Origin of the sequence: Asanoa siamensis, from assembly GCF_016862555.1 — a bacterium.
Lineage (GTDB): Bacteria > Actinomycetota > Actinomycetes > Mycobacteriales > Micromonosporaceae > Asanoa > Asanoa siamensis.
Genome location: NZ_BONE01000007.1, coordinates 134904 through 148279, shown reverse-complemented (window position 1 = coordinate 148279; position 13376 = coordinate 134904). Strand labels below are relative to the sequence as shown.

Genomic DNA, 13376 nt, shown 5'->3' with positions numbered 1-13376 from the left:
ACAACGGACTACTGGAAGGGGCGGGGGTCGTGTCACGATTGGCGGCACGGCGCGCGGGCGACCCCCGGCGCGCAGTCAGGAGGGGATGCGGTGTCCACGGGTGGTGCCCGCCGTGGCCGGCGGGACAACGGACTCGACGCGGCCGACTTCGCCGTGGCCGGCGACGTCGACCCGCGGGTCGGCGAACACCTGCTCGAGGTGCTCGGCGCGGGCGGCATCGCCGCCTACCTGCAGCCCTCGTCCGACCTCAACCCCGTGACCCGCACCACCACGGTGCCGCCGCGCCCGATCGACCGCCTCTACGTCGACAGCGCCCACCTCGAGACCGCCCGCGGCTATCTCGCGCAGCTGTCCGCCGAGGAGGAGCCGCCGCCGCGCACCAACGGCCACGATCCGGACGTCGAGGCCGCCTGGGCGAAGATCGTCGAAGGCTGGGACAAGGAGCCCGACACCACCCCGGCGTGGCCGGCGTCGGAAAACCTGCCGGACGCCACCGCCGGCACGCTGGCCGCCCCGACGGACCCGACCCGCGCGATCGACCCACCGGCCGCGGCCCCGACCCGCCGCCCCTCGGCCGCCGACTTCTCGGGCGTCTCGCTCGACCCCCGCGCGAGCGACGGCCCGAGCCTGCTCGACGGCCTCGACACGTTCGGCAACGATCTGCCGGGCGAGCCGACCGACGACGAGGGCTACACGCCGCCGCCCCCGCCACCACTCCCCCGCATCTCGAAATACGCGGTGGCGGGCCTCCTGGGCATCGTCCTGGGCTTCGTCCTCTTCCTGTTCCCGACGCTGCTCCCGATCGACCGCACGATCGTCACGGTCGCGGGCTTCCTGGCCATCCTGGCGGGCTTCGTCACCCTGATCTCCCGCCTCCGCCACGGAGACGAAGACGACGACTACGACCCGGACGACGGCGCCAAGGTCTGAAGGCGCTGAAATTCGAAGCGCCTTTCCGCTCGGGTCCGCCTGGGGCGCGACCGTCGCTCCCGCCAGACAACGCTCCGCGTCGCTGCGCTGCCACGTCCGCGGTGGCCTGATCCCACCGCGCGTGGTGGTCGCTGTCGCGACCTCAGCCGAGATCTTGGTAGATGGATGCGGGCATGGCCGCATCCATCTACCAAGATCCGGCCGGGGTTCTCGGTGACCCGGTGCGGGCCCGGCAGCGGAGCGGTGTCTGGCGGGAGCGACGGTCGTGCCCACCGCGGGCCCGAGTAAATCCTCTATTTTGCGCAAAGTGGACAGTTGGGCTACCCGCGACACGCCCTGTTGTAATCGTCGCGTAACGTGGCGTCAGTAGGAATTGGTGACTGTCTTTCGCCACCGCTCGAGCGGAGCCTGCTGCCCCATGCGTAGAAGCGCGTTCGTGGTCGTCGCCCACCGTCTGCCCGTTGATGACAGCGTCGCGCCTGACGGCGCCTGTGAGTGGCGGCGGTCGCCCGGCGGGTTGGTCAGCGCCCTGCATCCCATCCTGCGCAAGAGTCCCGCGACCTGGGTCGGTTGGGCCGGCCAGACCGGGCCCGCCCGGCTCGTGCCCGACCTCGACGGCGTGCAGATGCACTCCGTGCCGCTCAGCGCGCAGGACATCGCCGCGCACTACGAGGGGTTCGCCAACGCCACCCTGTGGCCGCTCTACCACGACGCGGTCGAGCAGCCCGTCTACCACCGGCGCTGGTGGGAGGCCTACCAGCAGATCAACCAGCGGTACGCGGAGGCCGCCGCCGCCCTGGCCGAGCCCGGTGCCACCGTGTGGGTGCAGGACTACCACCTGCAGCTCGTTCCCGGCATCCTGCGCGACCTGCGGCCCGACCTCACCATCGGGTTCTTCATGCACGTGCCGTTCCCGCCACCGGAGCTGTTCATGCAGCTCCCCCGCCGCGCCGAGTTGCTGCGCGGCATGCTCGGCGCCGACCTCATCGGCTTCCAGCGCGCCCAGGCCGCCCACAACTTCGCGCAGCTCGCCGTCAAGGTGCTGGGGCTGCAGGCCAGCGACCGGCGGATCGCGATCGACGACCGGATCGTCCGTGTCGGCGCGTTCCCGGTCTCCATCGACACCGCCGACATGGAGTCGCTGGCCGCGAGCCCAGCCGTGGTCGCCCGGGCCCGGCAGCTCCGCGCCGATCTCGGCGACCCCCGGCACGTGATCCTGTCGGTCGACCGGATGGACTACACCAAGGGCATCGAGCAGCGGCTCAAGGCCTACAGCGAGCTGCTCGACAGCGGCCAGGTCAAGGTCCGCGACTCCGTGCTGGTGCAGGTCGCCGTGCCGGCGCGGGAACGGGTCGAGCACAACAAGGCGCTCCGCGAGCGGGTCGAGCGCGAGGTGGGCCGGATCAACGGCGAGTACGGGCGGGTCGGCGAGCCGGCCATCCACTACCTCAACCAGCCGTTCGACCGCGCGGAGCTCGCGGCGCTCTACCGGGTCGCCGACATCATGGCCGTGACCCCGCTGCGCGACGGGATGAACCTGGTCGCGAAGGAGTACGTCGCCTCCCGGGTCGACGACACGGGCGCCCTGGTGCTCAGCGAGTTCGCGGGCGCCGCCGCCGAATTCACGCAGGCCTACCTCTGCAACCCGCACGACCTCGACGGCCTGAAGGCGGTGCTGATGCACGCGACCAAGGCCGCACCGGACGACGTCGAGCAACGGATGCGGGCGATGCGGGCCCACCTGCGCGTGCACGACATCCGCGCCTGGGCCCGCTCCTACCTCACGGCCCTCGACCGCACAGGCGACCTCGCCGCCCGCCTCACCAAGGTCTAGAGCCCGCCGCGGCGGATGACGTCGCGGTACCAGAAGGCGCTGTCCTTCGGGGTGCGCGTGAACGTCGCGTAGTCCACGTGCACCAGGCCGAACCGCTTGCCGTAGCCCAGCGCCCACTCGAAGTTGTCGAGCAGCGACCAGGCGAAGTAGCCGCGCAGGTCGACCCCCGCCGCCATCGCCTCCTGGGCGGCCGCCAGGTGGGTGCGCAGGTAGTCGATCCGCTCCGGGTCCCGCACCCGCCCGTCCACCACCGTGTCCACGAAGGCGGCGCCGTTCTCCGTCACGTACAACGGGATCGGTCCGTAGTCGGCGGTCACCCGCACCAGCATGTCGCGCAGCCCGGTCGGGTCGATCGGCCAGCCCATCTCGGTCCTCGGCCCGGGCATCTCGTGGTGCACGACGCGGCCACCGGTCGGATACGGGCTGCCGTCGTCGACCGGCGACGCGGCGGCACCGACCAGATCAGGCTGGTAGTAGTTGACCCCGAGCGCGTCCAGCGGCGCGCTGATCGCGGCCAGGTCCCCGGGCTGCACGAACGCCCAGTCGGTCACGCCGGCGGTGTCAGCCACGATGTCGGATGGATACTCACCGCGCAGCACCGGGTCGAAGAAGATCCGGTTGAGCAGGCCGTCGATCCGCCGGGCCGCGTCGAGATCGGGCTCCGCCGTCGAGACCGCCCGCACCGTGCCCCCGTTGAGCGCGATGCTCACCTGGGCTCTCGGCGATGACGAACGCAGCTCGGGTACGGCGAGCCCGTGCGCCAGCAGCAGATGGTGCACGGCGGCGAACAGGTCGGCGCGCCGGCCGGGCGCGTGCACGCCCGTGCCGTAGCCGAGGAACGCCGAGCACCACGGCTCGTTGACCGTGTTCCACATCGCGACCCGGTCGCCCAACTTGGCGCTGACCGTGGCGGCGAACTCCGCGAAGCGGTACGCGGTGTCGCGATTGGTCCAGCCGCCCGCGTCCTCGACCCACTGCGGCAGGTCGAAGTGGTAGAGCGTCGCCACCGGGCGGATGCCGCGGGCCAGCAGCGCGTCCACGAGCCGGTCGTAGAAGCCCAGGTCGGCGGCGCGAGGCCAGGCCACGGAGAAGCGGTACGCGGTCAGGCCGAGGTCGGCCATCAGCGCGACGTCGGCCTCCCACCGGCGGTAGTGGTCGGCCGCCCCCTCGCCGCTGTCGCCGTTGACGACCTTGCCCGGCGTCGCGGCGAAGGTGTCCCAGATGGACGGGACGCGGCCGTCGGCCGTAACCGAACCCTCGATCTGGTAGGCCGCGGTCGACGCTCCCCACCAGAACGTCGCTGGAAACCCAGTCAACCCGAATCACCCCTTGGAGAGCGCTCTCCGAAACGCCCTCCAGAGTCCGGTACGACCGATGTCCTGTCAAGAGCGCACGCCTTGACATCGATGAATGTCGGGCGCAACACTGCCAACCACTGGAGAGCGCTCTCCAACAGAGCACCGTCCCCTCTCCGGAAAGGCAGCCCCGTGAAACCTCGCCTGCTCACGGCCCCTGTGGCCGTCGCGCTCGGCCTCACCTCGATAGCGGTCGCCGCGCCCGCGGCCACCGCCGCCGACGCCGTCATCTCCCAGGGCAAGCCCGCGGTCGCGTCGTCCGCGCAGGGCGCCGACCTGCCCGCCGCCGCCGCCGTCGACGGCAACACCGCGACCCGCTGGGGCTCGGCCTGGGCCGATCCACAGTGGATCCAGGTGGACCTCGGCGCGACGGCCACCGTCACCCAGGTCACCCTCAACTGGGAAGGCGCCTCGGCCCGCGCCTTCCAGATCCAGACGTCGCCGAACGGCACGACCTGGACCGACGTGTACGCGACCACGACCGGCCCCGGCGGCGTCCAGACGCTCGCCGTCACAGGGTCGGGCCGCTACGTCCGGATGTACGGCACGGCCCGCAACAGCGGCTACGGCTACTCGCTGTGGGAGTTCCAGGTGCACGGCACGTTCGGTGGCACCGACCCGAACCCGGGCACCTGCGGCACCACCGACGCCGCGCGCGGCCGGCCCGCCACGGCCTCGTCCGCCGAGGGCGCCGACGTCGGGGCCGCCATGGCCGTCGACGGCAACACGGGCACCCGCTGGTCGAGCGCGTTCAGCGATCCACAATGGATCCGGGTCGACCTCGGCGCGCCCGTCGGCGTCTGCCGCGTCGTGCTGACCTGGGAAGGCGCGTACGCCCGGGCCTTCCAGGTCCAGACCTCGACCGACGGCAACAGCTGGACCGACGTGTACGCCACGACCACCGGCACCGGCGGCACGCAGAGCCTGACCGTGACCGGCACGGGCCGCTACGTCCGGATGTACGGCACGGCGCGCGCCACCGGCTGGGGCTACTCGCTCTGGGAGATGCAGGTGTTCACAATCGGCGGCCCGGGTCCCGACCCCGATCCCGACCCCGGCACCTGGCAGACCGTCTGGAGCGACGACTTCACCGGCGCCGCCAACACCGCCCCGTCGGCGGCCAACTGGCTGGTTCGCACGGGCACGCAGTATCCCGGCGGCGCGGCCAACTGGGGCACCGGCTCCGTCGAGACGGCCAGCGCGGCCAACGTCACCCTGGACGGCGCCGGCCGGCTCGCCATCCGGGCGACGCGGGACGGCGCCGGCGCCTGGACCTCCGGCCGGATCGAGACCCAGCGGGCCGACTTCGCGCCGCAGCCGGGCCAGCTCACCCGGTTCAGTGCGGTGCTCAAGCAGCCCGACGTCGCCAACGGCCTCGGCTACTGGCCGGCGTTCCGTGCCACGGGTGCCGCGTTCCGTGGCAACTACACCAACTGGCCCGGCATCGGCGAGACCGACATCATGAGCGGCGTCAACGGGCGGAGCCAACTCTCGCAGACGCTGCACTGCGGCACCGCGCCCGACGGGCCGTGCGCCGAGTACAACGGCCGCACCGGCGGGCTCGCCTCGTGCACCGGCTGCCAGACCGGCTACCACGAGTACAGCCAGGTCATCGACCGCACGAAGACCGACGAGGAGATCCGGTTCTACCTCGACGGCCGGCAGACCTGGATCGTGCGGGAGAGCCAGGTCGGCGTGGCCGCCTGGCAGGCCGCCGTGCATCACGGCTTCTACCTGCGCTTCGACCTCGCGATCGGCGGCCTCTACCCGAGCGGGATCGCCGGCTTCACCGTCCCGACGCCGGACACCACCTCGGGCGGCGTGCTGAGCGTCGACTCGGTCTCCGTGGCCCGGTCCACGGGCACGACGCCGGCCGCGATGACGGACCCGCCGGTGCCGGCCGGGCCGAGCGTCGTGCGGGTCACCGGCACGCAGGGCAACTGGCAACTCCAGGTCAACGGGGCGCCGTGGGAGGTGCGCGGGCTCACGTACGGTCCGCCGCAGGGTGCGGCCGACGGTTACATGCGGGACCTCAAGAACGCGGGAGTCAACACCATCCGGACGTGGGGTGTCGACGACGCGCAGACGCCGGTGCTGCTGGACACGGCGGCCCGGCACGGGATCAAGGTGATCGTCGGGCACTGGCTCAACCAGGGTGCCGACTACGTCAACGACACCGCGTACAAGAACGCGGTGAAGGCCGAGATCGTGGCTCGGGTCAACGCGCTCAAGGGCCGCGCGGGCGTGCTGATGTGGGACGTCGGCAACGAGGTCATCCTGACGATGCAGGACCACGGCCTGGCGGCCGATGTGGTCGAGGCGCGGCGGGTGGCGTACGCGCGGTTCGTCAACGAGGTCGCGGTCGCGATCCACGCGGCGGACCCGAACCACCCGGTCACCTCGACCGACGCGTACACGCACGCCTGGACCTACTACAAGCCGTACTCGCCGGCCCTGGACCTGCTGGCGGTCAACTCCTACGGCGCGATCGGCGGGGTCAAGGCCGACTGGATCGCGGGTGGCCACACGAAGCCCTACATCGTCACCGAGGCCGGGCCCGACGGCGAGTGGGAGGTGCCGGACGACGTCAACGGCGTGCCCGACGAGCCGACCGACCTGGAGAAGCGGGCCGGGTACGCGGCGAGTTGGGCGGCCATCAAGGCGCATCCCGGCGTCGCGCTCGGTGCGACCGAGTTCCACTACGGGCTGGAGAACGACTTCGGCGGTGTGTGGCTCAACGTGACGACCGGCGGCTGGCGGCGGTTGGGCTTCCACGCGCTGCGGCAGGCGTACACCGGGCAGCCGTCGGCCAACACGCCACCGGAGATCACGTCGATGACCGTCGGCGCGCAGACGGCCGTGCCGGCGGGCGGGACCTTCCCGGTGTCGGTCGCGGCGACCGACCCGCAGGGCGACCTGATCCGCTACAACCTGATGTTCAGCGACAAGTACGTCACCGGGGGCACCGGATTCTCGAACGTCTCCTTCACCGAGACCGGCCCCGGTGCGTTCAGCGTCCGGGCGCCGGAGCAACTCGGCGTCTGGAAGGTCTACGTGTACGCGTTCGACGGGCACGGCAACGTCGGCATCGAGCAACGGTCGTTCAAGGTCGTGCCGCCGACCGTGCCGGGCACCAACCTGGCCCGGGGCCGCCCGGTGACCGCGTCGTCGTACCAGCCGACCGGGACCAACGGCCCGCAACTGCCGGCGTACGCGGTGGACGGCGACTACACCACGCGGTGGGCGAGCGAGTGGGTGGCGACGGCCTGGGCGCAGGTCGACCTCGGCTCGGTGCAGTCGTTCAACCACGTGCAGCTCGCGTGGGAGGCGGCGTACGCGTCGGGTTACCAGATCCAGACGTCGAACGACGGCAGCACCTGGACGACGGTCTATTCGACGACGAGCGGGAACGGCGGCTTCGACAACCTGGCGATCTCCGGCACCGGGCGCTACGTCCGGATGAACGGGCAGGTCAGAGCGACCGGCTGGGGCTATTCGCTGTGGGAGTTCGGGGTCTACCGCTGACCCCGGCGCAGGGTGGCGGGCGCTGCGGTGCCCGCCACCCTGTTAGCCTACGGCTGCGGAGAGCGCTCTCCGCCTGACCTGGAGAACGCGAGAGTGACCACAGACAACGCACGCCTGCCGACGCTGGAGGACGTGGCCCGGCTGGCGGGCGTCTCCCGCGCGACCGTCTCCCGGGTGATCAACGGCATCCGCAACGTCAACCCCGAGCTGCACGAGGTCGTCTGGAACGCGGTGAACGCCACCGGCTACGTCGCCAACCGCGCGGCCCGCTCGCTGGTCACCCGGCGCACCGGCACGATCGCCCTGGTCGTGTCCGACTCCGAGAGCCACGACGACGACCCGTTCATGAGCCGGTTCTTCAGCGACCCGTTCTTCGGCCGGGTCGTCGGCGGCCTGCTCAGCGCGCTGCGGCCGGCCGGGGTCCAGCTCGCCCTGCAGATCGTCGGCGCCGACCAGGCCCGCGCCCGGCTGGTCGGCGACCTGCGACAGGGCCAGGCCGACGGGTCGATCGTGCTCTCGCTGCACCCCGGCGACACGCTCCCCCAGCTCATCGCGGACGCGGGCCTGCCCGGCGTCGTGATCGGCCGCCCGGCCCGCCCGGTGCCGCTCAGCCACGTCGACGTGGCCAACGACCGCGGCGCGGCGCTCGCCGCCGACCACCTGGTGGCCCGCGGCCGGCGCCGGATCGGCATGATCACCGGCCCGGTGGACGTGCCGGCCAGCGTCGACCGGATCGCGGGCTTCACGAGTGCGATGGCCCGCCACGGCCGGTCCTACGTGCCGGCGGTCGCCGGCAACTTCACCCACGAGAGCGGCGACCGCGCGATGCGCGAGCTGCTCACCGACAACCCCGACCTCGACGGCGTCTTCGTGGCCAACGACCTGATGGCGCAGGGCGCGCTGAGCGTGCTGCAGGAGCTGGGTCGCGCGGTGCCCGACGAGATCGCGGTCGTCGGTTTCGACGACAGCAGCGCGGCCCTGGCGGCCCGCCCACAGCTCACGACGGTGCGCCAGCCGCTGGAGGACATGGCCGCCGAGGCGGCCCGCCTGCTGCTGGCCCGCGTGGACGACCCGTCCCTGAGCACGACCTCGATCGTCTTCGAGCCCACCCTGATCGTGCGCGCGACGACCTGACGCCGCGCACCCCTGCGGCTTACTCGCCGCCCTTCTCCAGCCAGTCGAGGATCGCGTCGACCGGTTCCTGCCAGCGCGTGTCGAGCATCAGGTCGTGGCCCATGCCCGGGAAGAGCAAGGGCGCACCGCCGTAGCGGCGGGCCACCTTGTCGAGCGCCGACCGCGGCACCACCCGGTCGTCGGGTGTGCCGACCACCAGCACCGGTGGGTCGCCGACCGGGTTCTCCGGTGCGCGGGCGCGCAGCAGCTCCCACTGGGCGCGCGCCGAGGCGTGGCCGATCCGGCGGGTGTAGTCGCGGGCCAGCGGCTCCGGCAGGTCACGGCCGAAGAGCTGCCGGCGGCCCAGCCGCAGCCGGCCGCCGAACGCCGCCGGCAGCGTGCCGAACAGGTTGCGGCGCAGCGCCAGGCCGAGCGTCGCCCAGCCGCCGAACACCGGCGCGGCCAGCACGCCGGCCCGGGCCGGGTAGCGGGCCAGCGCGTGCGCGACCACCAGCGCCCCGGCGCCGTGGCCGACCAGCACCGCCTGCCGCGGCAGGCCGGCCGCGACCTGCACCACGTCGTGCGCGTACGCCCGCAGGGTCGCCTTCGGCGCCGGCTCGCTGGATCCGTGGCCGCGCGGGCTGACCGCGTGCGCCGCGAAGCCCCGGCTCGCGGCGTGCTCCAGCCAGTGCTCCGCGTACGCCCAGGCCCCGTGCCCGAAGCCGGGGACGAACAGCACCGGCGGCCGCGTGTCGTCGGCGACCTCCGGGGTCGCGGTGAGCAGCTCGCGGCGGGCCGGCGGCACCGGGGAGGCCCAGTCCCGCGTCCGCATGATCCGCACAGAACTCATCGCGTGCTCCTTGCCGTCCGCACCGAGCTCATCGCGTGCTCCTCGAAGCCACGGCCGTCGCCGGGGACAGCTCGTCGAGGGCGCCCTGCAGCGCCCGCAGGTAGTCGAGGTGGCTCACCTCGAACCAGTGCCGGGTCGAGTCCTTGACCCGCGCCCGGTTCCAGCGCTTGCCCACGTCGGCCGAGGCCCGCGACCAGAACGCCGCCGCCCGCTCGAGGTCGCGGTCGCGCAGCCGCAGCCAGCGCGCGATCAGCACCGTCTGCCAGTGCACCAGCGGGAACAGCCCCGAGTCGGGCTGCAGCAGGCCCGCGACCGCCAGCGTCGGGTGCTCGCGCGGGAACGCGTGCAGGTAGAGGGTGGGCCGGCCGTGCTCGTCGGCGCCGAGGATCTCGGGCGACAGGAACTCGAACCGCGGCAGGTAGCCGGTGGCGAAGACGACCAGGTCGGGCTCGACGTGCCGGCCGTCGGACAGCTCGACCGAGCCGCGGTGGAACCGGCGCACGTCGGGCACGGGGGTGATCGTGCCGTGGCCGAGGTGGTAGATGAGCTGGCTGTTGGAGATCGGGTGCGTCTCGAAGACCTTGTGGTCGGGCTTCGGCAGCCCGAACCGGGTCTGGTCTCCGACGGTCAGCCGCAGCGTGCGGGCGGCCAGCCACTGCCGCAGGCCCAGCGGCAGCTTGGCGAGCCCGTCGTTGACCTGGTCGGCGGGGCGGCCGAGCAGGTACTTCGGCAGGTACCAGTAGCCGCGCCGGGTCGAGTGCCAGGTCTGGGACGCGGCCGTGGCCGACTCGACCGCGATGTCGCAGCCGGTGTTGCCGCCGCCGACCACCAGCACCCGGCGCCCGCGCAGCTCCTTGGGGTCCTTGTAGGACGAGGCGTGCATGGTCTGCCCGCGGAACTCGTCGAGCCCCTCGAAGGCCGGCTCCTTCGGTGCCCAGTTGTGCCCGTTGGCGATCACCACGGCGAGGTAGCGGTGGGTCCGCTCGGAGCCGTAGCCGCCGGTGCTGCGCGTGGTCACGTCCCAGCTCGTGTCGCCGGCCGGCTCGACCCGGACCACCTCGGTGCCGAACCAGACGTGCGGCCGCAGGCCGAAGTGGTCGGCGTAGCGCTCCAGATAGGACAGCAGCTGGCTGTGGTGCGGGTAGTCGGGCCAGGTGTCCGGCATCGGGAAGTCGGGGAACTGGGTGAACGGCTTCGACGAGATCAGGTGCGTGCCGGCGTAGACCGGGCTGCGGTCGTGCCGCCAGTTCCACGCGCCCCCGACGCCGGTCTCCCGCTCGTAGCAGTCGACGCCGAAGCCGTGTTCGCGCAGGTTCTTGACCGCGGCGAGGCCGCTCGGGCCGGCACCGATGACGCAGACGGTGTCACGCCGGTCGTAAACCGGCCGGCCGTCACGCCAGAGGGTCGAGGAGGGGTCGGTGGGGGTGGACACCGGACGATCCTTCCGACTTCACCGGCGTTCTGTCTAGTCCAGCCCTACTTATCGGGAATCACCAGATCGACGGCGATCGGCAGGTGATCGCTGGCCCGGCGGGCGGTCGGCGTGTCGACCACCTGGAACCGCGTCACCTCGACCCGCTTGTCGACGAAGACACCGTCGATCGCGCGCCGCGGGCCCGAGGCCGGATGGGTCGGCGCGGTGCCCGCGATCTGCAGGCCGTCGGCCACCGCCGCCCAGGTCGGGTCGCCCGGCTCCGCGTTGAGGTCGCCGGCCGCGACGACCGGCAGGTCGTACGCGCGCATCTCGGTCCGCCAGGCCGCCGCCTGCGTCGGCCGCACCGCCGGGTCCGTCGACAGGTGCGACCCCGTCACCACGAACCGCGCACCCGGCACCGCGCAGGTGGCGAACACCGCGCCGCGCGCGTGGTGGCCGGGCAGCACCCGGTAGCGGACGTCGCGCGTCTCCAGCACGCGTACCCGCAGCGTGGTCAGCACCAGGTTGCCGAGCGACCAGAGCCCGCCACCGCCGACCACCATCCGCAGCCGGTCGGCCAGCGCCGCGTTCTTCTGCCGCCAGCGGAACCGGCGGGCGCCCTCCTGCACGACCAGCACGTCGGGAGCCAGGTCGGCGACCACGGTGGCGAGCGCGCCGAGGTCGTCCTTGAAAGAGTGGATGTTGTACGAGACGACCCGCACGCGCGCGGTCATCGGCGCCGGGCCAGGTCGGCGGCGCCCACGAGGCCCGCGCCGTTGCCCAGCTTCGCGACCCGCAGGTCGGCGACCGGCCAGCGGCCGCGCTGCGCGAGCGACTCGCGGTAGGACTCCCGGGTCGGGCCCATCAGCAGCTCACCGGCGTCGACCACGCCACCGCCGACGACCAGCACCTGCGGGTCGAGCACCTGCACCATGTCGGCCAGGCCCATGCCGAGCCACGTGCCGAGCTGCGCGAACGCCTCCCGGGCCACCTCGTCGCCCTCCTGCGCGGCGGCGGTGACCATCGGCCCGTTGACCCGGTCGGGGTCGCCGCCCGCCAGCCCGAGCAGGCGCTGCGCCCGGTGCGGCTCCTGGCGGGCACCGGCCCGGGCGAACCGGACCAGCGCGTTGCCGCTCGCGTACTGCTCGATGCAGCCGAGCCGGCCGCAGCCGCACAGGTGGCCGCCGGGCACCAGACCCATGTGGCCCAGCTCGGCGGCGATGCCGTTGGTGCCCCGGACCAGCTCACCGCCGAGCACGATGGCGCCGCCGACGCCGGTGCCGATCGTGAACATCACCATCGAGTCGTCGGCGTCGTGCGCCGCGCCGTAGCGGAACTCGGCCCAGGCCGCCGCGTTGCCGTCGTTCTCGACGATGACCGGCAGGCCGATCTTGTCGCTGACGTAGTCGCGCAGCGGCTCGTCGCGCCAGGCGATGTTGGGGGCGAACAGCACGGTCGAGCGGGTCGCGTCGATCCAGCCGGCCGCGCCGATGCCGACCGCGGCGGCCGCCGGGTAGGCGGCGGCCAGCTCGGCGGCGACCTCGACGATCGTGTCCCGGGTGCCCGCGACGTCCTCGGCCGGCGTGTTCCGCCGGATCGTCGTCAGGACCGTCCCGTCGGCCTCGACCACCCCACCGGCGACCTTGGTGCCCCCGACGTCGACTCCGATGGTCAGCGTCACCGCTGCCGCCTCCTCTGCTGTGCTGCTGTGCTGTCGGACGAGACGCCTGCGCTCAGGCGTCGTCCGACCGTGGCGCCGGCGGCGCCGTTCGCTTCACGGCCTTGCGGGCCATGGGCTTGGTCGCCTTGACCGGCGGCGCGACCTCGTCGTCGGCTGCCCGGCCCGCGGCGGTGGCCGCCGCCCAGACGTCACCGGCCGCGGGGGCCGGTGCAACATCATCGCGGGTACGGGTGGCCGCGCGCCAGATCTCGTCGTCGGAGAACCGGGGCGTGGGCGGGGCCGGCGGCTGCTCCTTGACCGAGGTCGAGCTGTTCACGGCCCGCAGCAGGCTGGCCACCCCGGCCGCGAAGTCGCCCGCGCCGGTGGCGAGCCGCTCGGCGAACTCCGGGCTCGGGTCGCGCAGCGCGACGATCACCCGGCAGATGGGGCAGACGCAGCACTCGGCGCTCCCGGTCGCGAGCTTCGCACCGCCGGGGCGTCCCTCGGACGGGTGATGGCCCGCGCCGAACGCGCTGCCGAGCACGTCGGTCAGCGAGCCGAGGGCGCCGAGCCCGGCCGCGAGGCCGGGGCCGTCGTCGGCGGCCCGGCGCGCCATGGCGAGCACGGAGACGACGAGGCGCTCGGCCTCGCCTCGGGCGGAGGATGGGTCTGCCATCGGGTTCCCTGTCGGATTA

General features: G+C 73.0%; 10 protein-coding genes. 4 read left to right on the top strand and 6 right to left on the bottom strand.

Translation table 11 applies throughout. The features are described 5' to 3' along the window. Positions 1 to 90 precede the first annotated feature (90 nt). The gene (locus tag Asi02nite_RS06890) at positions 91 to 930 is read left to right on the top strand and encodes a DUF308 domain-containing protein (RefSeq protein ID WP_203711304.1); all 840 of its coding nucleotides are present in this window, start codon (positions 91 to 93) and stop codon (positions 928 to 930) included. A gap of 418 nt (positions 931 to 1348) precedes the next feature. Next, positions 1349 to 2764 carry an alpha,alpha-trehalose-phosphate synthase (UDP-forming) gene (locus tag Asi02nite_RS06885; protein WP_203711303.1) on the top strand — a complete coding sequence of 472 codons (1416 nt, stop codon included), beginning with the start codon at positions 1349 to 1351 and terminating at the stop codon, positions 2762 to 2764. On the opposite strand, the gene Asi02nite_RS06880 is transcribed toward Asi02nite_RS06885, so the two are convergent. Next, positions 2761 to 4080 carry a GH1 family beta-glucosidase gene (locus Asi02nite_RS06880; RefSeq protein ID WP_203711302.1) on the bottom strand — a complete coding sequence of 440 codons (1320 nt, stop codon included), beginning with the start codon at positions 4078 to 4080 and terminating at the stop codon, positions 2761 to 2763. The two genes, Asi02nite_RS06885 and Asi02nite_RS06880, sit on opposite strands and share 4 nt — an antisense overlap. 171 nt (positions 4081 to 4251) lie before the next feature. Here Asi02nite_RS06880 and Asi02nite_RS06875 point away from each other — a divergent pair, with 171 nt between their 5' ends. Further along, the gene (locus tag Asi02nite_RS06875; protein ID WP_239126537.1) at positions 4252 to 7644 is read left to right on the top strand and encodes a galactose-binding domain-containing protein; all 3393 of its coding nucleotides are present in this window, start codon (positions 4252 to 4254) and stop codon (positions 7642 to 7644) included. Between the two features lie 93 nt (positions 7645 to 7737). Next, the gene (locus tag Asi02nite_RS06870; RefSeq protein WP_239126536.1) at positions 7738 to 8778 is read left to right on the top strand and encodes a LacI family DNA-binding transcriptional regulator; all 1041 of its coding nucleotides are present in this window, start codon (positions 7738 to 7740) and stop codon (positions 8776 to 8778) included. A 19-nt stretch (positions 8779 to 8797) separates the two neighbouring features. Here the strand turns inward: Asi02nite_RS06870 and Asi02nite_RS06865 are convergent, their stop codons facing one another. The 5 genes from Asi02nite_RS06865 to Asi02nite_RS06845 are packed head-to-tail and all read right to left on the bottom strand — an operon-like array spanning position 8798 to position 13357. Then, positions 8798 to 9607 (bottom strand): alpha/beta hydrolase, encoded by an 810-nt coding sequence (locus tag Asi02nite_RS06865; RefSeq protein ID WP_203711300.1) that lies wholly within the window; start codon positions 9605 to 9607, stop codon positions 8798 to 8800. A 28-nt stretch (positions 9608 to 9635) separates the two neighbouring features. Then, a complete protein-coding gene (locus tag Asi02nite_RS06860) occupies positions 9636 to 11039 on the bottom strand; it encodes a flavin-containing monooxygenase (protein ID WP_203711299.1) in 1404 nt (467 codons plus the stop codon). Positions 11040 to 11083: 44 nt separating this feature from the next. Continuing rightward, on the bottom strand, positions 11084 to 11755 hold the full coding sequence (locus Asi02nite_RS06855; protein WP_203711298.1) for an endonuclease/exonuclease/phosphatase family protein: 672 nt from the start codon (positions 11753 to 11755) through the stop codon (positions 11084 to 11086). Next, a complete protein-coding gene (locus Asi02nite_RS06850) occupies positions 11752 to 12702 on the bottom strand; it encodes an ROK family glucokinase (protein ID WP_203711297.1) in 951 nt (316 codons plus the stop codon). Before Asi02nite_RS06850 ends, Asi02nite_RS06855 begins: the two co-directional genes overlap by 4 nt. A gap of 52 nt (positions 12703 to 12754) precedes the next feature. Continuing rightward, entirely contained in the window at positions 12755 to 13357 is a 603-nt protein-coding gene (locus Asi02nite_RS06845; RefSeq protein WP_203711296.1) for a hypothetical protein, read from the bottom strand. Between the last annotated feature and the right edge of the window lie 19 nt (positions 13358 to 13376).